A 22495-nucleotide genomic window follows, 5' to 3' on the forward strand; every position below is an offset into this window, starting at 1 on the left:
ATGTATTCGTGATAGATGTAAAACAGCAAAGTGTTAGTACTATCATACCTGTTGGAAATCATCCCGCTGGTATTGTCATTAGTCCGAACGGAAAACGTGTGTATGTGATGAATAATGGTTCAGATACTGTATCAGTTATTGATAGTAAGACAAATTTGGTAATTGCAACAATTCCGGTTGGGGATGGACCTATTTTAGGCGCTGTTTCACCAAATGATCAACTTTTATATGTTCCGAATGATGGAACCGATAATATATCTATAATTAACACGAAAACGAATATGGTGATTGGTACAATAGCGGTTGGGGATGGGCCAAGACAAGTTATGTTCACACCAAACGGACAATTTGCTTACGTAACAAACAGTAATTCAAATACTGTGTCTGTCATAAATGTCCAACAAAGCATGGTTGTTGACACCATACCTGTAAACCCTCAACCAAGAGGGATTGTTATGACTCGAGATGGAAAGTTTGCTTATGTAGCAAACTTTGGGGCGAATGCTGTGTCTGTCATTGATATAAAACAAAATATTGTAATTACAACGATCCCTGTTGGCCTTCAGCCAAGAGGGATCACGATTACTTCGGATGGAAAATTTGTTTATGTAGCAAATTTTGGTTCAAATAATGTATCGGTGATCAAGGTAAAAGATAATGTTGTGGTGGATACAATCGTAGTGGAAGATAGCCCGATTGGTATAGATGTAGAATAAAAGGGTAACTACTCAGCCTCCTTTTGGAGGCTGAGTAGTTACCTTTTTTTATGGTACATACACCCAATTGTTTCTACAGACATAGAGTGCACTGTAAACATAAGGAGGCCTGATAAAATGAAAAACGAACACAATCATTGTCAATGTGAGCAAAGACCACTCGAGAATGAGATTTATCAAAATTATAGTGCAGGTTACTATACAAATGGCATTCTACATTTTTTAAGACGCTTAAGCCCTGGTACATGTATTATCATACAATACGACTGTCAACCACCAACAACAGGAACATTTCAAGGTTTTCAAAATGGACTTGTGATTTTATCTGACTTTGACTGTTTTCCAGGACTTGCGCATCTGGTAGTTGATAAGATTAATGTAATTACGCTGGGTTCCATTCCATGTGATCTTCCACGAGAATGCGAGCGTCGTTAATTGTAAGAAACATCCATAGAAGCAATTTTCCTCTCTACACATAAAAATTGTTTCACGTTTTATATCATAACAAGCAGGCTCCCTACTACTTCAGGGAGCCTGCTACCTAATGGATCATTCGCAATCCATTCGAATCAATTCTATACTTTCTATCATAAATGTTCCCGCTGTCTCTCCAATCTCAATACACACGCGATTCGTTTCTGGGAAGATTTCCACCGTTTTCGTTACATAATCAGAAAGGTCAAGGGTACTTTCTTCTACCATCGGATATTCATCGACGCTATCATCACATCCACAGCCCATTCCCTGATGATTGGTCATGTTTGTGTTGCTAAGATATACATTGGGTTCATAATGATTTGGTGAATAGTTGCTCATCGTCATATTCTCATTCGGATATGCGTTTTTATTGCAACCGCATTTGCACACCGCCCCTTGATTCGTTGGCATATTGATATTGCCAGGGTATGCATTCATTTCGTAATGGTTCGATGGATCATTCATCATACTATTTTCATCACTGTACGGAGTAAATCCAAAACTCTCTGATTGATCATTCATAGGAGTAGCGCCAGGATATGCATTTCTTCCATAATTGTCTGATGGATAGTTCGACATATCTTGATTTCTAACATACCCATTTGTTCCATATGCTTCTGTATAAGAGGTCACCATATTACGCTCAGTATAGCGTTCGCGAAGTGTAGAACGGTTATTAGATGCGGCCGGACTTGTCGCCCCTTCACCAGCTATCAACTTCAATGTTTCTGTATTTTCTTCCGTACCATCACTAATCGTCACATAGCCTTCTCCAGATCCTTCTTTTCTTGCCGTTACACGTAACACATAGCTATGTTCTGGTTCCACACACACCTGTTGCGAAATGGTTGCACTCCAGTCTGAAATCACGAGCACAGATTCCTCTCCAATCTGTTGTACGTCTGCACCTTCTGTGCGATTCCAGTTTGACAATCCCGCAGTGAAACCCCCATTAATCAGCACATTTCGCTGATCATATAACCACCGGGCTGTCGCAACGACGTCGGAAAGTTGTTGAAACATGTCATATGCATACGCTACACCCGGTACTCCTGATACATCCCCTTGTAAGAATGCATTGTATACATATGGAATGTTCTGCACCAATTGTTCCGCACGTAAAATATCCTGTAATGTGATAGCCGTTTGCAAACGATTTTGATTAGAATTTGTGAATAACGTCTGCATCGCATCTCGTGCGATTTGTACCGCCTTTTCAACCTTCATTTGTTTCTCTACCCATTTTTTCTTCCATTTTGGCTCTCGTTTTTGCATACGAGTTAAGGTATCTCCCGTTAGCGGTCCTACTTCTACCACTTCTATATTATCTAGTGTTGCCATACCATCTGTCGTTCCCACTTTAAACCCAACCCAGATGCCTAGATCTCGCTCCATATCGAGCTCACCTATATCAATAGGGAACTTAAATTCATGTGGATCTTGACACACCATATTTGTCTGTTGAACCATCATCCCGGCTGCAGTCTGATATCCATTCTCACATGGATTACACCACATGTCTTGCGGCATCCTATTGCTTGACATAACGGGATACGGAGTTGATTGCAATAAAGATTCTCCTGTACACGGATTGATTGGGATGATATCATTCGGTACATTCATTTTCTTATGCACTTCTTTATCATATCTCGCGACGAATATTTCTAAATCTGTACTATTCCCCACAAATCCTCGTACGATGTAGCGGGTATATGGTTTTAACTTTGCTTCCTCTATCTTTTGATATGCATACGTTGGAAATATTTTATCACTCAATATGGGATGATTTGCACTTGGCAGATTGAGATAATGATCTTTAAAGATCGGATTATCCGCTATCGTGTATACATGAGCACTTATGTTCCATCCATCTACGCCAGACCAATCTGAAGAGTCAAAATCTCCATAGTTTAATAGATTCCGTTCCCGACTCAAGCGTTTTGCACATTTCACTTGATCCAGCAAACACATTTTTTCTTTTGGATGGATTTGATCAGATAGACACTCTACTAATGTTGCCACCTGATCCACCTGATAATCTGTGACGTTCAATTGTAAGGTCGTTGGATTCGAAAACAAGGCATGGACCGCCTCTCGCGCTTTTGTCACATTGTAATTCATTGAACATCCTCCTTCGTGAGCTTTGCTTTAAGATGCGTGTTAAATGTATATTTTAACCAAAAATAATTACACTACATCGTTTTAACTCAACCTAGTAAGTTTGAATTTTTTATTTGTGGTGCCGTTATTAGTGTATACTCCAATATTTGTTCCATTTGCAGTACCAGAACCACTTACATCTAATACTCTAGTTTGATTAGACTTATTTTGTAAAAAAACATATTCTGTATCTACAACGCTCTGTTGAATGATCCAATACTGCTCTGGACGGTTTGCATTAGAGACTGCTCTCACATTATCTCCTTCCGACCGCTGCCAAGTTAATACTAAATTTTCATCCGCTATATTTTTAATTTGATACGCTCCTTGACCCGAATCATAAACGAACCTCCATTTTTGGTTAGCAGCATTACCATTTTGCCATAAGTGAACATTCTTAGTGCTTGGATCCATATCTACAACACTACTATTATTTAAAGCTGTCACGATTTGATAGATACCAGGAGTTACTGGTAGTTCTGGCGTTGGTGGTTCTGGTTCTGGAATAAATTCAATTTTATCAATATAGATAGGGCCACCACTATTACAACGTAGCTCTATTTTAAATTCTTCTTCATTTGCGGAAAAATTGAAGGTATCCAAGTAAGTGAAAGCGCTATATGTCATACTTCCGGAAAACGTTCGTTCAACCGGATAGTTATCGTTTTCCCGCCATCCGTAAGAATCATCATACCTCCCTACAAATAGATTGGCATTACCTTCACTTGCGTATCGGATTCGAACTTTATATCCTCTTGTTCGTGCAGTGGCGGACGGTCTTACTTTCACACGCAATTGTGTCCATTGCTGATTATACGCAGGTAATCTTACAAGATCCCCTCCCGTACTACCAGGACCTCTTACCACCGTAGCGCCATTATCTACGGCATTTCCTTTCACCGCCGGAATTTGAGTCGTTTTATCAGATACTATTGTATTTTCTGGTGTTAAGCTGTTATGCAACCAGCCAAATCCAAATAATCCTACACACTTTAACCCCTTAGTGCCACTTGCAAGTTTAGATTCCATTGCATTTCCATAGGATAGGCGATGCGTGGCTGGATAAGAACTGGAAGGAGGAGATATACTTGCCTCATGTACATACGCATACTGCCCCCCGAAGGACGACTCATAACATTTTCCAAAAGCCTTAATCCTTGCACCTATAGGATTCTTAAAATCAAATGCACACGTGACTTCATTAGTTGTTATTCTCAGGCCACCAATGTCATTAGATGTAACGTTCTGGATCGAAGAATATGCCTGAACAGGTGACAGCCCTTCCTCCCAGGTGGAATTACTGCCTGTGAGAGACAGCCTGCTCTTTATCCCTGCATATTGCTCCAAATCAAAATAGCCAGGATTTGATGACATATAAAAGGCTAAGTTTGTTAGCCACGTAACGAGATGAGGTGACCGCACAAAATTACGTTCGATAACTTCCCAATTTTGCGATTTATTTTCAACTTTACCGTACGCTGTTGAATAGACCTCCCTTGATAATTGAATATTCACACCATTGGGGTTTGTATATTTTTCTATATCATATGTTGGCCATATTGCTACCAAGTCTAATGCCATAAGAGTCACGTCTCTTCGAAAATCATTCATAAGATTCCAATGAATCACGGGAATGTAAAAATCAGTCGTAGATCCACTAGTGGTATACCCTTTTAAATATGGATATTTATTATAGTCTTTTATATTCGGTTTTAAGGCGACGGCTTTGTCTAAACCTACCTTATAGGTATTCACACAATAATCCGTGTAATCTGCTGTACGTCTTCGAAACCTAGTATTAAAATCCACAACTTCTGCCGGGGTCATCCCCCAGTCCTTTCCGAAGTTAACTGCATCTTGTAATAAGAGCAAATGTAAATTAGCTGCTTGTGCATACACGGTTAGTAAAGGAACCTCAAAATCCAGCACTCGAAATGAGGGCATAGCATACTCCATAAACGAATTCGTAATACGGAATTGTGAAAGTACCCGTGCTTGAGTAGCTGCATTACTAGGATTTTGATTCCAATCCTGGGCTGCCTCCTGATATAACTCCAGGGTAGCTTCTACACCTTCTAATTCTGAAATAGCTTTGCTTCGTACGGCAATTGTAATATTTTTATCTATAAGGTATTCTACTGCATCCATGAATTGTCGCCATTGCGTTTGTTGTTTACGTTGTTTCCAGAGGATTTTAAAAATGGCAGCAATACCTTTCGCTGCAAGTGCTACACTACTACGAGCTGTTCCGGTGTTTGAAAGAGTAGCTTCAGTAACACTTAACGCTGTAGAGACAGCCTCATTTACATTTGCCTGTTGCGCTATATTGTAGGCCCTTCCAACACTCATGTTCATCACATTTTGATCATTCATGTTTTGCAACTCAGAACCTGGTACATTCGCAAGTGGATACCTCAGCTGACAAGGCATGCTATCACTATCCAGTGTCTCATATTCATTATGATTACATTTTTGATTCATCGACAATCCTCCATTTCAGTTTTAGCCCTCTTATCCCATACCAATATAGTGGGATAAGAGGGCTATGCTAAAAAGTTAGCGTTTCTATCAATCGAAGAAATTGACTTCCTTTTGATAGCTGAGATAAACCATACATCACTTTTTTCTTTCCATCTGGCATGTTTATGCTACAACAGAAAGAAATATGAGGATTCACCTGTTCTGCGTCTTCTAAAATAGCTGCAGACTTGTTTTTTTTCTATATCTATTTTATTGACCTATCATTAAATGGGGGATTTTTTAAAATAAGTAGAACGCTTCCTATCCTCTTCTATTTTATGAACTCAACGTATACCCATATCAATTACGAAGTTCTGTCATACGATGTACAGATAGAAAAAGGAAAAAAGGGGGCCATACTATGTGCCGTTTTGATCATGATTTTGATGACGATTTTCGCCGTCGTCGCTTTGATTGTAGACATAATCACATTCGTCGTTTGCTACGAAAATTAAGTCCAGGAACTTGTATTCGCATCCAATTTGGTTTTCAAAATCCCGTAAATGCTATTTTTCAAGAGGTTTCATTTGATGGCTGCACGCTGATTGTAAGTAATCTTGATGATTTTGATGACTGTGCAGCTTTTACCTATATCGCTGTTGATCAAATTAACGCGATATCCGTTGTAGCTTCTTGTCCAAGACGCTGTCGAGATATTGACTAACCTTCTGTATGGATAAAAAACGAATGAAATGCAGGCGGAATCCTAAACTTCCAACGAACGACGATCTATAGCAGTAGGTCGTCGTTTTATTTTCCCAGCGTGTAATGCAGGCAATTATTGTTCTGTCTGTTACTCAGCATACAGGATAATATAGCGCTATGAATTGTAAGAACCCTCCATAAAAAGAATCCGTATTTCAGCACATCAAAATGATTTTAAGATGTATATCATAAAAAACAGGCTCCCTACTACTTCAGGGAGTCTGCTACTTATTCGATCATTCGCAACCCATTCGAATCAATTCAATACTTTCCACTAGGAATGTTCCCGCTGTTTCTCCGATTTCAATGCAAACAAGATTCGTTTCTGGGAAGATTTCAACTGTTTTCGTGATATAACCAGACAGGGATTCGGAAGCGTACGTAGTCATGTTATCTTCACTTGTGTATACTTTTCTATGGCAACCACATCCACAACTTGATCCGGTAGGATTGGCCCCGCTTGTGTTACCTGCATAGGCATTCATTTCATAGTTGTTAGGTGGATAACTCATCGATGCCTTTTTACTGCAGCCACATCCACAATCTGTTCCCGCATAAGATGCTGGATCGTTCATCATATCCTCATCACCGTACGGATTGATTCCAAAACTCTCTGATTGGTAATTCATTTGATTCCCGTTTGCATATGTCTGCGATCCACTTTGTTCTGCTGGGTAGTTCGTCATGTCTTGCTCATAATAGGATTCACGAGACGGCGTCATCGGTGGTACCAAACTTGTTGCACTTTCTCCCGCTATAAATTTCAGTGTTTCTGTATTTTCTTCCGTACCATCACTGATTTTCACATAGCCTTCCCCTGAACCTTCTTTTTTCGCTGTGACACGTAACACATAGCCATGTTCAGGATGGACACATACTTGTTGGGAAACGTTTGTACTCCAATCTGAGATGACGAGCACAGATGTATTCCCTATCTGTTGTACCTGCGTCCCCTCAGTTCCCTGCCAGTTCGATAGTCCTGCATTGAAGTCTCCATTTCTTAGCACGTTACGTTGTTCATATAACACCCGTGCTTTCGCAACGGCACCGGACAGTTGTTGGAAGATATCATAGGCTTCTCCTGGTACGGTTGGTAAAGCTCCGACTAAGAATGGATGATACACATACGGAATGTTTTGTACCCATTTCTCCGCGTCTATAATATGCTGTAATGTGACGGAGGCTTGCAATTGGCTTTGATCTGCATGTGTGAATAAGCCTTGAATCGCACGTTGTGCGACTTGCACAGCCTTTTCGATTTTCATGTATTTCTCGTTCCACTTTTGTTTCCATTTGTATTCTCGTTTTTTCATACGAGTTAATGCTTCTCCCGTTAACGGACCTTCTTCGATTACTTCTATATTATCTAGTGTCGCTAGGCCATCTGTCGTTCCAATTTTAAAGCCAACCCATATGCCCAGATTCTGATTGATATCAAGCTCACCTGTATCAATGTGACACTCCCATTCATGTGGATCTGCACATACCATACTGGTTTGTTGCATCATCATCTGTGAGCCATCTTCACATGGACCACAGGACATGTTTTGCGGGATGACCTGGTTTATCATCACAGGATAGGAACCTTGTTTTAATGGGTATTCTCCCGTACATGGATTGGTTAGTATACTATCATTTGGTACGTTCATATTTTTGTGCACTTCTTTATCATACCTTACGGCAAACACTTCTAAATCTTTACTATTTCCAATAAATCCTCGTACCATATATCGTGTATATGGTTTTAACTTCGCTTCCTCTATCTTTTGATACGCATATGTCGGGAATACCTGATCATGAAACGGGGAATAATTCGCACCTGACATATGGAGATAACGGCCTTTAAAGAGTGGATTGTCGGATGCAAGAACTACCTGACTACTTGTTTTCCACGCATTCTCTCCGAACGATTCGGAAGATTCAAAATCGCCAGCATTTAACAAATTGCGTGCTTGACTGAGTCGCTTCGCACATTTCACCTGATCGAGTAAACACATTTTTTCTTTTGGATACATCTCATCAGACATACACTCTACGAGTCTTGCGGCCTGATCTACCTGGTACTCCGTGATATTCAATTCCAGCGCATTTTTCGCATCATTCGTAAACAAGGCACCCACTGTCTTCCGTACTTTGTTTAAACTGTTCTCTGCTTCATACACTTCCACCCCTGTTCCAACTGGAAGGAATTCAATTTTGTCGAGAACAACCTTCCCCGTTCCAATGTTTGTGATTCTGAGCGTTATGCTCTCGAGCTGATTTAAGGTTAGGCGCTCAGTGTACGTGTACAAAAATGACTCAGGTCGCAAGAGGTTTGATTCCTGATTTGTTGTTTGGCTCATCGAGAAGGTTGGCAAGGTTCTTATTGGGTTCAGATTTGAATCTAGCACCACAACTTGTAACTGAGTAAATGTAGCAGTCGTATAACGAAATCGCATGTCATAGTTCACGCCTACAGGTTTGTATAGATGAACTTCTAATACTCCCCCTGCCCCTGTTACTAGCCCTGGTCTTAGCTCTACTAAATCTCCTCCTGTAAAACCAGGACCCCTAATTACGTAAGAATCATTAGGTCCTAGTCGATTCCCCTTGACGGCTGGGATTTGGGCAATTTTATCTCGCCTTAGGTAATTTGAGGGGTCGCATGTATTAGATTGCCAGGCAAAAGCAAAACTAGTTGCAAATGGTTTACCGGGATTTATATACGAGTACCCATCTGGGATAACCGCATTCAAGTTATTAGTACCATATTGGCTTGAAAAACAAACACCGGTTGGGTTTTCCTGCCATTGATTTGGCTGGCAAACATCAGGGTCATTAGCTTCTAAAGGAACATCCTTACAAGGAGTTCCAAAATAAGTATCGTAGCTCAAAGGACTTCCGGAGTATCCGGCATAGAAAGAACCTCCAGTATAATCAAAGAATCTCATGTAGTTTAGGCGTCCACTACTGATCCTGTTACCGAGAACGTAGTTATACCTTCCACCATAACTTCTCCATTCGATCCTATCCTCAGGTCTTGGGGAGTTCCCAGTCCCGACCGTAATATCATAAGGAGAATTGGTGGTCCGATAGATTGAGTTTACTCCAGCAAAGTGTTGAGCAACGTCGGCGTTGCGATAACCTACAACAGTGAACAGCTGCAACCACCGAAATAGCGTAGGAGCGCTATCCCATGTCATACCCATTTCGATAGGCCATTTGTCAAAATTCCCCGCTGGAACGCCAATACAAGCTGAAAATACTTTTCGCGTGAGTTGTACTTCTGTAGCTAACGGATACCTGTATGGATCATATGTTGGCCATAGCGCTACAAGATCTAACACCAACATAGTCATATTTGTACGATACGTAAAATACTCCTCCTGATAGTGGAACGACCCCTTTGTTTCTTCTTCCTTATCCCTTATCCCTCTCTCATACTGATTCATAGAATAGTTTGTATATTGTACTATTAATTGTACCATGCCTGGGTTACCTACACCCGTGTTCGTATAATATTGATCCACTCTTTGCTGTGGGAATCCCCAGCTTTCTCCAAATCTTACAACATCCTTTAACAAAAGCAAATGAAGATTGGCTGCCTGCATATAATTGAATAACAGTAGGAGTTCATACCTTGGTTCACTAAAGAGTTTTATGGCGTCTTTCAATGCATCTTCAGCATCATCAAATGCATCCCTTATTAACTCCTGATACCTTGCATCATTGGGGTATTTTTGGAAATTACAGGCTGCCTGTTGATAATCTTGAATTCGTGACTGTACAATTCTTAATTGAACATCGGCTCTACTTTTTACCACTTCTGAAATTTTCTTACCTACCATCACTTCTGCAGCATCCATGAACTCATACCATGTGCTTTGCGAATCCGCAGATGCAGGATCAGAGTCCGGCCACAACACATCTAGAAGCAAAGAAATAATTGCGAATACGCCCGCTACAACTATTAATGGTGGAAACGAAGCTGAAGCCACACCTGCGATTGCAGCAATTGTCCCCGTAACTATCGTTAGTGTCTTTCCAACAGCCTCCCATTCATCTATCTGATAGGGGCGGATTCCTATCTGTCCGAGAATTTCTCGTTTTACATCTGGACACATCTCCATCCACTCTTTATACCCCATATTTTGCAGTTCAGAACCTGATGCATTCGCAAGTGGATACCTTGGCTGGCGATACATGCTACCACTATCCATGACTTCATATTCATTGTTATGATCCATTTGATTCATTCATAATCCCCCAATCCTTCTCTCGCCTTCCCATCAAGAAGGCTGATTCGATTTCATCTGCATCCTTCCATATACTCTTCCATATTTGTTCTTCTTTTGCACTACATACAGATTTAAAATGAAAGAAATGAAAAATCAGGACTGGTTTCAAGATAATGACATATCATATGTACGGTAATCATTTCCTCATTCTGTAAGTTTCTAACATGAACTCTACTTCGGAACATTCTGAAAATTCAATATTCCTGTAAAACGAAGAAACTGATTTTCTTGCTCTTGCACCGGCGTGACGTCAAATGCTGAAATTATGACATTTTTTTCTTCTATTTGATAATCTGGAAGATCTGCTACACTAAACTTCAGTACCGTATTCACTGGAATATGCCCCGTATGACTCATCTCAATTTGATTATCACGTCCTGAAGAAGCACCCTGTTTCTCCCCGCACTCTCCCTGCACTTGTGCATTGACTATATATGCGATGCTTCCCACCACTTTCAAAAGATTCAGTGTCACATCCACCGGTCCGCAATTGTCTACTGTAATGGTTTTCTGAGAGGTTTCTTTTACAGTAGCTAAGCCAGACAGGCTATATGCGAGTTTTCGAGTACCGTTCGGTACGTACACAAAGCCATTTGGCACCTGTACGATTGAACAAAATGACACGCTCGATTGGACTTGTTCCGTATTATCTATGGTTGCTGCGGACTGGTTCATGCCTTCCAATGGAAGTGGATGATGTTTTCCAGTTTGCATCATTTCATACTCTCTACCGTACTGCCCTGCTTTCAATATCCTCGCCTCCTTGTATGATTCAGTTAGGTTTTTAGGGATGGGATGTACCTACAAACCCAAGAGTATCTAGTTTTATGAGATTCTTATATTTGTAGATAGCATGTTACCGAACACTTCCTTGCCTTTTGGTATTCGGCAGAAATATTGATACCTCTATCTCATAAGTCATTTACGAGTGAGATGGAGGTATCAATATTTGGTCATTCTTCGTATCTCTTATGAGGTAATAGCGTTTATTATGAGAAAATAAGGATTACAATCATCAGATGTAAAAACATATAAAGCAACCACCAACTCGAAACACTATGATCCTGTACATGATCATGTATGAAATTAACAATTCAAAGTAAAAAAAACCAATCAAAATCGTACAATGACAAAAGAGTTCGTGTTACAAGCTTTACAACAAGCCTATTTTTTTGTCAGAAACCGGAAGGGTTTGTCTTGCATCATTTCTTCTATTTCAACAAAAGAAACATGACACACAAGTTAGGGGTCATGCATTTCTCATACAAAATATTCTAATAATGTTTTCGATTTCCCTTCTTTATTTCATGAAACATACTACATCCTATACATCTTTATTTTATTGCCAATCCTTGCATACCATTTTTTTGTCATACAACATAATGTATGTTTTTAAAAAAAGACGTAGAACGCTCCCCATCCTCTTCTATTTTACGAACTCAACGGATACCCATACCAATTACGAGATTCTTTCATACGATGTACAGATAGAAAAAAAAGGGGGCCATACTATGTGCCGTTTTGATGATGGTTTTCGCCGTCGCCGTCGCTGTGATTTTGATGATGGTTGTCGCTTTCATTGTAGACATAATAGCGTTCTTCGGTTGCTACGAAAATTAAGTCCAGGAACTTGTATTCGTATCCAATTTGGTTTTCAAGATCCCGTAAATGCTATTTTTCAAGAGGTTTCATTTGATGGCTGCACGCTGATTGTAAGTGATCTTGATAATTTTGATGACTGTGCAGCCTTTACCCATATCGCTGTTGATCAAATTAATGCAATATCCGTTGTAGCATCTTGTCCAAGACGCTGTCGAGATATTGACTAACCTTCGGTATTGATAAAAAACGAATGAAATACAGAAGTCATCCTAAACTTCCAACAAGCGACGATCTATGGTAGTAGGTCGTCGTTTTATTTTCCAGGCGTGTAATGTAAGCGATTATTTTTCTATCTGTTGATGAGCATACAGGATATCCCTATGTAATATTTTGATGCCGCTATAACCATTTTGATACCTATGCATAACCTAAATATTATAAAGATAACACGTACCATCTACCATCATGCAGAAAGGAGCTTAAAGTATGACATCAAACCATGATTTTAAGCAAGCCGTTGCCAATATGGAACAGGCGCTCGCAGACGCATTAAAAGCGGCTGTAGCAAGTGGAAATACGAAAACCATTGAAAAAATATTAAAGCTCGTTATCAAAAAAGAAATCATCCTGGAACTTTTAGTAGAAGAATTTTCTTCCTTCGATGACCCATGTTAATTCTCTCCATAAAATGTGGGTAACCACATTTTCCTATCCATGAAGAATCAATACCGTTATGCAACAAGTGAAATCCAAAGGAGATGTATCATGTCAAAGCGACATTCTAAAAGCGCTTGTCATCGTGATGTGAAGTCTATTATGGAACCTTCGGTACCGTTGACTCCCTTTTTTCAGAAAACGATACAAGGAGATTGTGTGGCAAAAGGTATAGGAATGCGGAATCGTGGTTTCGGAACAATCAATATGAAAGGGTCCATTCCAGAAGGTTCTACGATTTACAAAGCTTTTCTATATTGGGCTGTGCTTCGTTTGAATTTCCAGACTGTGAACGCACAGGGTGTATGCAATGGTGTTCCCATTACCGGAGAATCCATTGCCTCCTCTATCGCTCCACCTTGTGGGAATGCGGGAAGTATGGATGTATTTCGTGCGGATGTGACAGAAATCGTCACAGATGGTCTCAATATATTAACTGGATTTCCTTCAGGAGATACCGACAGTTCCTCTCCATTTGTAAAAGCAACTTTTCCACTTTTGGAAGGTGCTTCCCTTATCCTGATCTTTACCAATCCCAATTTATTGTTAAAAACCGTTATCATCCACGATGGGGGGGTTACTTTCTATAATCATACCGTCTCGACAACCTTTTCTGGTTTTCAAATAACGGAATTTCCAGAGGCCAAAACTTTTTATATCGTCGCAGACAGTCAAGCTACTTCTCCTGGAAATCAGGCGATATGTAACAGCGTAGTCGTCGCAGGTCCCACGGCTACACTCCGCTCTACAGATGCGTTTCATGAGCAAGATGGTATAGAGGGAATGGATGCAGTAAGAGGATTCTGGGATACACTAGAGGTGGATGTGAGTCCCTTCGTTCGTCCAGGCGATAAAAGTGCCACAACATCCGTTGTGGCATCCCCTGCCGGAGGAGGGGGGTTGACTTATATCGCACAAGTTTTCTCGGTAACCGTGTCATCTTGTCCCGCATTGCAATCAATTATAAACATGGAGCAAGCACTGACAGACGTATTACGAGGAACGATTGAGAGCGGAAATATGCAAGCCATCGAACATATATTAAAACTCGTCATTCAAAAAGAAATTCTATTAGGCTCATTGCTAGAAGAATATAACGATGGGGGCTAGTAGTGACGAAAGTTGAATGCAGCCCTCATCTTTCAATCCGAAATACACGATAACGATGAGGAGAATAACAAAGATTTTACAAAACAAAATCCCCTGAAAATACAGGAGACGTTAGGACGCGTATAGATTTCCCTGTTACATTATACCCCGCTTTTTTTCTATTGGGGGGGAATATATTTTGATCTTCACAACATACAAAATCTGTTTCCAGTCAAACATACCTTATTTACGCATCTACACAATCACAATCTCTGTGGATTTTTGGACGCTTACAAACAGGAAACCCAAGAGCAATCACATTTACTGCCTGAATCGCAAGATGTGCGAGCATAGGAAAACCACCAAAATCAGATAAGATGATTTCACCGTACTGGAATCCTTGAAATGTCGTGGTGGTAGGGCGTTGCCCATCATACTGTAACACAATGCAAGTACCTGGGCTTACTCGTCGTAAAAAATGAAGAATCCCGTCTGTATAACAAGCCATTGTAGGATAACCTCAACTATCCCCATATATATTTCTTTTTTCACAAGAATGATATTCAGATTCATGACATTCTATAGCCATCATTCATTCCTCTTTTTGTTCACAACACATCTTACGTGTTAAGAACCTAGTAGGTATTCGTACAAAAAAATATATCCGAACCGAACATCATTCCTACATAAAAAATGTCATATTCCTTCTCTTTATAGATGTAGTCAGATGATTCACTTTCATTTCTCAAGTAGGATTCACTTGCTTTCAACCCCACATCATGATACAGTTTGAGTAGATTATTCATGCTTAATTGCTTGGCTCTATATTTGTGAACATTGTATGGAGCATCGAACCATTGAGTAAGTCATTTAGTTCCTCACTAAGTGACTTCTTTTTTTTGGAAAAATCTTTTGCTATGTCTAACTTTTTCGGGACAAGATCCTTCATTTTTTTTCTCCAGGCTGTCTTTTGATACTTGTCCATCATCCCCCAATACCTTCCGTACTTATCACTCATAATTGCATCAAGAATGATTTTATCATTCAATTTCAAATTCATTTGTCCCAATTGCTGTAATGTACTCACAATTATGTTGTCAAAGGGGGTCCAATCCTCTTCCCATAGTTCTAAGGTCTTCTTCTTTCTTAAGCGCGCTTCGAAACGTGTTACATATTCTATATCCGGATACGGATCAATGGAACCATTTTGTTCCGCTTCTTTCTTCTTATTATAAATACATAAACAATTATCAGATGATCTTACACCTATATAGAGTGTTTCTAATGTTTTATCACGACTGAGTATCATATATTCCGTTTTGCTGGATAAATCTCTTATTTTGAGATCGGATATGTTCACAGCATAATCGAGTGCAATATGTATACCTGTGACTTCTATATTCTCTAGTAACCCCAAAACATGTCGTATAGATTCGTTCACGATTGGATTGCATTTCATATATTTTGGATTAAATTCAAATCGTACTGCCTTTATCAAATGCTTTCTGGTTGTCTTTTTTGTATAGGGAAGAAATCCTTCTTCATCAAGTAAGCACATCTTTTCTGCATCCATTTCCAACTCTATTTGCTTCGTCTGAATTTGCTTTTGTAAGATTCTCCTTTTTTCATGAAGAGCGTACAAGTGCTTTTCATGATACCGTCGCATCGACTGAATTGAAAAATCTACATTTGCATATATTTCATCTATCTCATCTGCTGTCGACTGTAAGATCGATTGCAATTCACGTAAAGATACTTCAATGTGTTTTTTATGATACTCTATTTTATGTCGATCTGTAAGCATTCCCTCTTCATTTGTTTGTTCGATTAACGCTTGTATATCTTCCTTATTTTCGAATAACCTCTGATATTCCTCATTTGATAGCATCGCTTCTCCATGCTCACGGCGTTTACTTTCCCGTTCGATTTCCATTTCTAGCCGTATTCTATGAAATATTAATTTTTGTAGATCTATGTCTATCCCTTTCATTTCGCCTGCAAGTTCTATATAACCTACTTGAAGAAACTCTGATTTTAACACTTCTTGATAACCAAAGTTACGTGAAGTATATGGCTGTCTGTCATAGATCTGTGTGTTCGTGACTGATTGTATAAAATCCGATTTCCTCAAACCTTCCCTGAAATCCGCAACAATGGAAATCTTGTCTATCGTTACGTCCAGTAGATCTATCTCCTGCTCCACTACGACCAAACCAACACCCCGTTTTTCGGCAAAGTCAGGAACAGTTGCGAAAAACCCAACCTTTACCTGCTAATTAGTATTACCACTGAAAACACTCACGTTTCTTACAATAGAAACAAATATTTACAATCGAACTTGGCTGAATCAGCCAAGTTCGATTGAGAGTATCCCGTTTTATCAAGAATGTAACGTAACAAACAGAGTGAAGTACTTGCATAAGCGAGCATATATTCCCATCACAAGAAAACTTGTATGATTGATGAATACGTTCATACAGGATTGTCGTATAACTTCATAATATTTATACCATTAAATCCCTTTGGTAGACTATGTCGAACAACATGAGAAATAAAAAGGATTGTAAAATAAAAATCTGTTTGGAATCTTAAAAAATAACTGGTTTGTACACATTTACACATCCTATCTTCCTCTTTCACTAACCTGTTATTAGAAATGATCTCAGTAGCGTAGTAACGAATGTGTTTTATAAGGAAAAGGCACTCATGAGAGTGCCTTTTCCTTTGACTTGATAACCACTTTAATTTTAATAATATACAAAATCATCCTTTATTTTATCACATATACTCATTAGCCATATTGAGAAAATATAGTTCTGATAGGACAAACGTATGAAAATGACCTATACATATCTTTTTCAAACTTTGCAACAGAGCCTTTTAAATTAACCTGTATAAGTCCACAATAAAATATCACCATGTATAAATCGTTTCAGGATACCCGATAATGTTTGTAAAAAAACATAAAGGGAGAAAGATACACTATGCCACATAAAATACAAAAATCACATGATTTCACAATATCAGATTTACGAAAAATAGAGAAAAAAGAAAAACAAACTTCTCGTCAACGACGTATTACAGCTGTTCGAATGGTAATGGAAGGATACACAATGGTAGATGTAGCAATCATACTCGGGATGCATCGTCAAAGCGTCTCTAGTTATGTGAAAAAATTCAAAGAACATGCGCTGGAAGGATTACTTACTCGTAAACAAATCCCTGGGAAAAAGCCATATTTAACTAAGCAACAACAGGAAGAATTAAAACAACTCATTTTACATACAACTCCAGCGAAGTTGCAATTTGGTCAAGAATCTTTCTGGAATACACGAAATATCCAATATGTCATCAAAGAGAAATTTGCTATTTGTATGTCGCGTGAAGGCATCCGAAAAATGTTACATCGGATGAATTTTTCTTATACAAATGCTACTTATGTATTAAAAAAAGCAAATAAAGAAAAACAAATACAGTTTCAAAAACAATTAGATATGATAAAAAAAGCTTAATTGATGAAAATACCGTACTCTTATATCAAGATGAATGTCACTTTAGAGATAGTCAAACCGTTCATGCTACATGGTTTGCAAAAGGGAAACAAAAGAAAATTGCAGTGTTAGGAAAGCGTAATTCGACGTCTTTATTCGGTACGATTGATGCAATCACGGGTAAATTTCTCTGTACAAAAGCAGATTGCTGTAATGCTGAAACGTTTCAGCAATTTTTAACATATGTGTTAAAAGAATATGAAAATAAGCACGTTGTGCTTGTATTAGATAACGCAAGGTATCATCATGCTAAGCTACTGAAATCGTTTATGCGAGAAAATAACCGCCGTCTGACTTTGCTATTTTCACCTCCATATTCCCCGAACTTAAATATGATTGAACGTGTATGGAAGGTAATGAAAGAAAATGTTTTAGCAAACTGTTATCATGAAACGATGGATCATCTTATGGATTCAATCTATCAATTTATAGAATCTATTGATAAAAATCCTGAGGCAATCCTCAGTCGTATCCAGCGTGCAGATATGTCGTTTTTTAGTAAACTAAATAGTTACTTGCAGAGAGCGTACAATTTTTAGAGCCACGTAATGGTGGTGGAGGAGAACGTAATTCATTTAATCAACAGCCAGTGGGGGCTAGTCTTGGTAATCAAGGTTCAAGTCCATTTAATCAATCTAGTAATTCTGAATTTAAAAAGAATGATGATCCATTCTCAAATGCAGGAAAACCAATTGATATTTCGGACGACGATTTACCATTCTAAAGTTAGAGTGGGAGTGTATAAAAGGAGGAAATAATAGATGGAAGACGTACAATTTCCCTTTTTACAAATGTGAGGGTGTTGCAAAACTCATAAATATCCAAAAATGAATGCATAAAAAAATCCGTTTTCCAGGAAGAATGATAGTATCTCACACTATCTCCGGAAAGGACGGATTTACAGGAAAGGTGTAAATAGTTATTCTATGTCCATATATATATAATTTCACGTACTGTAATATTTATTAAAATATTCAACACCCAAAGTTAGTATACATTTAAATCTTATCTTCTCTGTTTCTTCCTTTGTTCTAATGGAGCGTATGCCTTACCTTTAGGATAACGATTTGAAGAAATGTATACATAAAAAATTAAATTGTCTAAAATATGATGCCATTATATAAAGAGAGATAATTGAAGTAATGAATCAGCGCACGTTAGAAGTGAAATAGGGGGAAGAGGGATGAAAAAGAAAGTATATGCTGTGCGAAAAGGGAGGAAAACTGGTATTTTTTATTCTTGGAAAGAATGTGAGACGCATGTAAAAGGGTATTCAGGTGCTCAGTACCGCTCTTTTCCTTCTAAAAAAGAAGCGCAACAATATTTGTCATCCACTCTCATTCAAAATAAAAAACACCAGGTATCTCCTCCTTCTCAAAACATAAAAGAACAGCCAACAAAATTACATTCCGCAGGTGTTTCTCAAGAAGCCGGCGTAGAAGTTTATATTGATGGAAGTTATAACATGAAGCGAAAAATTGCAGGATATGGCTTAGTCATGATTGTTCAAAATCAGGTGTATTTAAAAGATTTCAGTGCCTATCCCTACTCAGATGTAACAGTTACCCATAATGTAGGTGCTGAGCTCATGGGTGCAAGACGTGCGGTAGAATTGGCTTTAGCGAATGGCTGGAAACACATGATTTTGTACTATGACTATACAGGTATTGAAAATTTCGCAACAAAAGCCTGGAAAGCTAAAACCACTCAGACACAAGAGTATCAAGATTTTATGCAAAAATACATGCGTAACATCGAAATACTTTTTGTAAAGGTAAAGGCTCATAGCGGTAATGAGTACAATGATTTAGCTGATCGCCTTGCGAAATATGCAACGAATTTATAAAAATGATTGGGTATGAATCCTATAATTGAAATGTGTATACTATTTTATTGTTTATATTTTTGTTATTTGTCTGCTATTGACAAAATGAGATGTAGACTTTATAATCCGAAAGCGTGTTCTTGATTCTTCGCTAGCACAATCAAGATTGTTGTGAAGGATCGGGTGGTAGAGCCAGCAACTTTCGTAGCATATGGAATAGCTGTGTTTGTGAAGAATAACACGTCTAATTTACTAGCATACAATTATTTAGTATATTTATGAATAAATTGCATATAATATTATTAACATCTAGAGAGAGTTACCTAAAAAAGGCATCTTCCTGGGGAAGATGTCCTTTTTGCTGTTCCTAATTCTATGCCTATACAAGATGAGATATGGTAGAATAGATATGAAAAGATAAGGAAATGAATTTGATGGAGGAGACGTATAAAAAATCACATAAAGGAGGAAAAAGGAGATGAAAAATGTCTTTTACACGGGGCCAAATGAATTAGAACGTGTTGCAGAAGTATTAAGGGTATTAGCACACCCTGTCCGTCTCCAAATTGTACATCAATTAATAAAGAAAACTTCATTAAATGTTTCTGAATTACAACGGTATCTCGCCATGCCACAATCCACTGTTTCACAACATCTTGGCAAGTTAAAATCACATAAAGTCGTAGCATATGAGCGAAAAGGATTAGAAGTATTTTATCGAGTGGACGATGAAAAAGTGAAACAAACGCTGAAGATACTTATAGGCTAAACAGATAGATTCATTTATATACCTAGTCATGTACGGATGAAAATAATGACCGAGGAGGGGATTCTTCTATGAGCGGGAATTCACATTACAATTATATAACAATAAAAGAACTTATCTTTATCCATGCCTATGTAACAGGGGAAGAAATCCCATCTTCACAAGCATTACAAATACTCAAACAGTTTGCTCCTGAAGAAATACCAGGTACAATCAGACAAACTCGTCGGTATCGTATACGGGAAAATGGAGAAGAATTGTTCGGATACTATAGACAGAAGCATCCCAAATTATTTGATAAACAAAAATTATACACGTATGAAGAGTTGAAACACCGAGCGGTGTACTATTGTTCTTCTCATTTGACTGTACATCTATAATTCGTATATTTTGTTTTATTGGTTTTTAGAATCCGATAAAATCGTTCGTTTTTTGGCGGAAAGCGAGAAAAACGGGCGTTCAGATGCCTTTATAACAAAAGAAAAAGACAAAGTGAATATATTTCCATGCAAAAAGACGAAATCCCTGCATAGGAATTGATAAGGAGGTTAAAAAGATGACAGGTAAAATCCTCGATAGAAAAGGGAAAGACATAAAAAGATAGGTGCATGTTTAAGCTACAAAAATATAATTTCACGTACCATAATGTATTTAAAAATAAATGACCCAAAACATCTTCACAAGGGTTGCTTCTCCTCTTCCTTCTCCGATACAATAGGCATATAGATTCTTTGCTCATTCCCCGAAAAAGGGGAATGACAAAAAAATCGTATAGCATACGAAACAGAAAGGTGACTCTAACCATGGATCAACCTTTAGTCAATTTGCGAGTCGATTTTGCTTTCAAGCAATTATTTGGCTCAAGAGGAAATGAACAAATTTTAATGCAATTTTTGAACGTGATTTTAGCGTCTTCGCTCTCTTCACCGATTCAAATCTTACAAATAGAAGACCCGCACTTGCATCGAGAATATGAAAAGGACAAATTGTCCATTCTAGATGTATTAGCAACTTTAGACGATAATACCCAAATTTCTATTGAAATACAGCTCAATGACCAACATGATTTTTTAAAACGCAGTTTGTATTATTGGAGTCGTTTATATGCTTCTCAAATGCAAAAAGGTGGCTCTTACGATGCACTCAGAAAAACCATCACCATTAACATTTTAAACTTTCCTGTTTTCTCAGAATACGAAACATTCCATACAACAGGAAAACTGTGGGATATCGAGTTACAAAAGTTACTCGTAGACGATTTAGAATTACACGTAATTGAAATTCCAAAATTAATGGCACAATGGAAAGAAGAACAAGTAAATCCGTGGGAAGATTCCTTTGTGAGATGGTTACTGTTACTGTCCGCAAACGAGGATACACAATTAACGCATACACTGGAGGAGATCGCCATGAACCGAGATCCGATTTTAAAAGATGCGATGCAGAAGTGGGAAAAGATGAGTCAAGACCCTGCATTCCGTATGTCATATGAGGCGAGACAAAAGGCTCTTATTGATGAAGCTTCTAAGTATAAGTATGCCGAAAAGAAAGGCATGGAAAAGGGACGAGAAGAAGGGCTTCAAGAGGGTATGGAAAAAGGAAAAATCCAACTTATCCGAGGCATGCATAAAAATGGCATGAATATAGAAGATATTGCAAAGTTTACGAATATGGATATATCGGAAATACGCCATATTTTAGACAATTAAAGTGTACGGTACACTTTTTCAAAAGGTTAGTTGTTCCACTGGAGCTTCTAAACCTAAAGAACTAATATTTAATAATAAATCGAATATTCAGAAAAATACAGACCGAATGAACCTGTTTGTGCTACACTTAGCGTAAACGATACTGTACTACCTTTTGCTCCCTGATTTGTATAACAAGTTAGGGAGCTTTTCGTATGTTTCATGTTCTACGACTCTTGTATCCGCAGATTCCTATGAAAAAAGAAAAAATTGAAAATATTACCCTTTTGCATTTATGTATATAAGAAAGAAGTTCAATCGTTACATTTCTACAAATAAACTTATACTATTTTAGTATGCCATAGAAGGTGCTTCTATTCAAATTATTTTCCATGTGAATGTTGA

General features: G+C 38.3%; 20 protein-coding genes and 1 pseudogene. 13 read left to right on the forward strand and 8 right to left on the reverse strand.

All coding sequences use genetic code 11. The features are described 5' to 3' along the window. On the forward strand, positions 1-716 hold a 716-nt coding region (locus ACP6L7_RS34195; RefSeq protein WP_430529750.1), incomplete at its 5' end, for a beta-propeller fold lactonase family protein. A 117-nt stretch (positions 717-833) separates the two neighbouring features. Further along, positions 834-1151, forward strand: coding sequence for a hypothetical protein (locus ACP6L7_RS34200; RefSeq protein ID WP_430529162.1), 318 nt, complete (start codon positions 834-836; stop codon positions 1149-1151). Positions 1152-1265: 114 nt separating this feature from the next. Here the strand turns inward: ACP6L7_RS34200 and ACP6L7_RS34205 are convergent, their stop codons facing one another. Together ACP6L7_RS34205 and ACP6L7_RS34210 are read right to left on the reverse strand one after the other, a co-directional pair. Then, a complete protein-coding gene (locus tag ACP6L7_RS34205; RefSeq protein WP_430529751.1) occupies positions 1266-3314 on the reverse strand; it encodes a hypothetical protein in 2049 nt (682 codons plus the stop codon). Positions 3315-3395: 81 nt separating this feature from the next. After that, positions 3396-5834 carry an insecticidal delta-endotoxin Cry8Ea1 family protein gene (locus ACP6L7_RS34210; protein ID WP_430529752.1) on the reverse strand — a complete coding sequence of 813 codons (2439 nt, stop codon included), beginning with the start codon at positions 5832-5834 and terminating at the stop codon, positions 3396-3398. Positions 5835-6234: 400 nt separating this feature from the next. Between ACP6L7_RS34210 and ACP6L7_RS34215 the strand changes: the two genes are divergently transcribed. After that, entirely contained in the window at positions 6235-6537 is a 303-nt protein-coding gene (locus ACP6L7_RS34215; RefSeq protein WP_430529753.1) for a hypothetical protein, read from the forward strand. Positions 6538-6814: 277 nt separating this feature from the next. On the opposite strand, the gene ACP6L7_RS34220 is transcribed toward ACP6L7_RS34215, so the two are convergent. The 3 genes from ACP6L7_RS34220 to ACP6L7_RS34230 form a co-directional block, all read right to left on the reverse strand. Next, entirely contained in the window at positions 6815-10813 is a 3999-nt protein-coding gene (locus ACP6L7_RS34220) for an insecticidal delta-endotoxin Cry8Ea1 family protein (RefSeq protein WP_430529754.1), read from the reverse strand. Continuing rightward, positions 10794-10964 carry a hypothetical protein gene (locus tag ACP6L7_RS34225; RefSeq protein WP_430529755.1) on the reverse strand — a complete coding sequence of 57 codons (171 nt, stop codon included), beginning with the start codon at positions 10962-10964 and terminating at the stop codon, positions 10794-10796. The genes ACP6L7_RS34220 and ACP6L7_RS34225 overlap by 20 nt, the downstream gene beginning before the upstream one ends. A 62-nt stretch (positions 10965-11026) precedes the next feature. Beyond that, positions 11027-11605: a hypothetical protein gene (locus ACP6L7_RS34230; RefSeq protein ID WP_430529756.1), complete on the reverse strand. Its 579-nt coding sequence runs from the start codon at positions 11603-11605 to the stop codon at positions 11027-11029. Between the two features lie 761 nt (positions 11606-12366). Here ACP6L7_RS34230 and ACP6L7_RS34235 point away from each other — a divergent pair. From ACP6L7_RS34235 to ACP6L7_RS34245, 3 genes are all read left to right on the forward strand, one after another. Beyond that, entirely contained in the window at positions 12367-12684 is a 318-nt protein-coding gene (locus ACP6L7_RS34235) for a hypothetical protein (RefSeq protein WP_430529166.1), read from the forward strand. A 259-nt stretch (positions 12685-12943) separates the two neighbouring features. Beyond that, complete coding sequence (locus ACP6L7_RS34240) at positions 12944-13132, forward strand: hypothetical protein (protein ID WP_430529167.1); 189 nt, start codon at positions 12944-12946, stop codon at positions 13130-13132. 90 nt (positions 13133-13222) lie between these two features. After that, complete coding sequence (locus ACP6L7_RS34245) at positions 13223-14281, forward strand: hypothetical protein (protein ID WP_430529168.1); 1059 nt, start codon at positions 13223-13225, stop codon at positions 14279-14281. Between the two features lie 226 nt (positions 14282-14507). Here the strand turns inward: ACP6L7_RS34245 and ACP6L7_RS34250 are convergent, their stop codons facing one another. Further along, positions 14508-14768, reverse strand: a complete 261-nt coding sequence (locus tag ACP6L7_RS34250) for a hypothetical protein (RefSeq protein ID WP_430529169.1) — start codon at positions 14766-14768, stop codon at positions 14508-14510. Between the two features lie 300 nt (positions 14769-15068). Then, a complete protein-coding gene (locus ACP6L7_RS34255) occupies positions 15069-16463 on the reverse strand; it encodes a replication initiation factor domain-containing protein (protein WP_430529204.1) in 1395 nt (464 codons plus the stop codon). A gap of 781 nt (positions 16464-17244) precedes the next feature. Between ACP6L7_RS34255 and ACP6L7_RS34260 the strand changes: the two genes are divergently transcribed. The 7 genes and pseudogenes from ACP6L7_RS34260 (at position 17245) to ACP6L7_RS34290 (ending at position 22111) form a co-directional block, all read left to right on the forward strand. Beyond that, positions 17245-17772, forward strand: coding sequence for a helix-turn-helix domain-containing protein (locus ACP6L7_RS34260; RefSeq protein ID WP_430529170.1), 528 nt, complete (start codon positions 17245-17247; stop codon positions 17770-17772). After that, entirely contained in the window at positions 17772-18350 is a 579-nt protein-coding gene (locus tag ACP6L7_RS34265) for an IS630 family transposase (protein WP_430529841.1), read from the forward strand. Before ACP6L7_RS34260 ends, ACP6L7_RS34265 begins: the two co-directional genes overlap by 1 nt. Further along, a pseudogene (locus ACP6L7_RS34270) lies at positions 18323-18535 on the forward strand (single stranded DNA-binding domain-containing protein); the annotation flags it as partial. The gene ACP6L7_RS34265 and the pseudogene ACP6L7_RS34270, both read left to right, overlap by 28 nt. A 459-nt stretch (positions 18536-18994) precedes the next feature. After that, positions 18995-19657 (forward strand): ribonuclease H1 domain-containing protein, encoded by a 663-nt coding sequence (locus ACP6L7_RS34275; RefSeq protein WP_430529757.1) that lies wholly within the window; start codon positions 18995-18997, stop codon positions 19655-19657. 457 nt (positions 19658-20114) lie between these two features. Beyond that, positions 20115-20405, forward strand: a complete 291-nt coding sequence (locus ACP6L7_RS34280; protein ID WP_208743199.1) for an ArsR/SmtB family transcription factor — start codon at positions 20115-20117, stop codon at positions 20403-20405. 68 nt (positions 20406-20473) lie between these two features. After that, entirely contained in the window at positions 20474-20782 is a 309-nt protein-coding gene (locus ACP6L7_RS34285) for a hypothetical protein (RefSeq protein WP_430529758.1), read from the forward strand. A gap of 423 nt (positions 20783-21205) precedes the next feature. Next, on the forward strand, positions 21206-22111 hold the full coding sequence (locus ACP6L7_RS34290; protein WP_430529759.1) for an Rpn family recombination-promoting nuclease/putative transposase: 906 nt from the start codon (positions 21206-21208) through the stop codon (positions 22109-22111). A 68-nt stretch (positions 22112-22179) separates the two neighbouring features. Here the strand turns inward: ACP6L7_RS34290 and ACP6L7_RS34295 are convergent, their stop codons facing one another. Continuing rightward, complete coding sequence (locus ACP6L7_RS34295) at positions 22180-22314, reverse strand: hypothetical protein (RefSeq protein ID WP_430529760.1); 135 nt, start codon at positions 22312-22314, stop codon at positions 22180-22182. Between the last annotated feature and the right edge of the window lie 181 nt (positions 22315-22495).

Source organism: Bacillus silvicola, from assembly GCF_050524305.1.
In the GTDB taxonomy this organism is placed as follows: Bacteria; Bacillota; Bacilli; order Bacillales; family Bacillaceae_G; genus Bacillus_A; species Bacillus_A cereus_AT.

Coding starts and splice junctions, on each gene's coding strand:
- ACP6L7_RS34200 (WP_430529162.1), top strand. CDS start 834: ATGAAAAACGAACACAATCATTGTCAATGTGAGCAAAGACCACTCGAG.
- ACP6L7_RS34205 (WP_430529751.1), bottom strand. CDS start 3,314: ATGAATTACAATGTGACAAAAGCGCGAGAGGCGGTCCATGCCTTGTTT.
- ACP6L7_RS34210 (WP_430529752.1), bottom strand. CDS start 5,834: ATGAATCAAAAATGTAATCATAATGAATATGAGACACTGGATAGTGAT.
- ACP6L7_RS34215 (WP_430529753.1), top strand. CDS start 6,235: ATGTGCCGTTTTGATCATGATTTTGATGACGATTTTCGCCGTCGTCGC.
- ACP6L7_RS34220 (WP_430529754.1), bottom strand. CDS start 10,813: ATGAATCAAATGGATCATAACAATGAATATGAAGTCATGGATAGTGGT.
- ACP6L7_RS34235 (WP_430529166.1), top strand. CDS start 12,367: ATGTGCCGTTTTGATGATGGTTTTCGCCGTCGCCGTCGCTGTGATTTT.
- ACP6L7_RS34240 (WP_430529167.1), top strand. CDS start 12,944: ATGACATCAAACCATGATTTTAAGCAAGCCGTTGCCAATATGGAACAG.
- ACP6L7_RS34245 (WP_430529168.1), top strand. CDS start 13,223: ATGTCAAAGCGACATTCTAAAAGCGCTTGTCATCGTGATGTGAAGTCT.
- ACP6L7_RS34250 (WP_430529169.1), bottom strand. CDS start 14,768: ATGGCTTGTTATACAGACGGGATTCTTCATTTTTTACGACGAGTAAGC.
- ACP6L7_RS34260 (WP_430529170.1), top strand. CDS start 17,245: ATGCCACATAAAATACAAAAATCACATGATTTCACAATATCAGATTTA.
- ACP6L7_RS34275 (WP_430529757.1), top strand. CDS start 18,995: ATGAAAAAGAAAGTATATGCTGTGCGAAAAGGGAGGAAAACTGGTATT.
- ACP6L7_RS34280 (WP_208743199.1), top strand. CDS start 20,115: ATGAAAAATGTCTTTTACACGGGGCCAAATGAATTAGAACGTGTTGCA.
- ACP6L7_RS34285 (WP_430529758.1), top strand. CDS start 20,474: ATGAGCGGGAATTCACATTACAATTATATAACAATAAAAGAACTTATC.
- ACP6L7_RS34290 (WP_430529759.1), top strand. CDS start 21,206: ATGGATCAACCTTTAGTCAATTTGCGAGTCGATTTTGCTTTCAAGCAA.
- ACP6L7_RS34295 (WP_430529760.1), bottom strand. CDS start 22,314: ATGAAACATACGAAAAGCTCCCTAACTTGTTATACAAATCAGGGAGCA.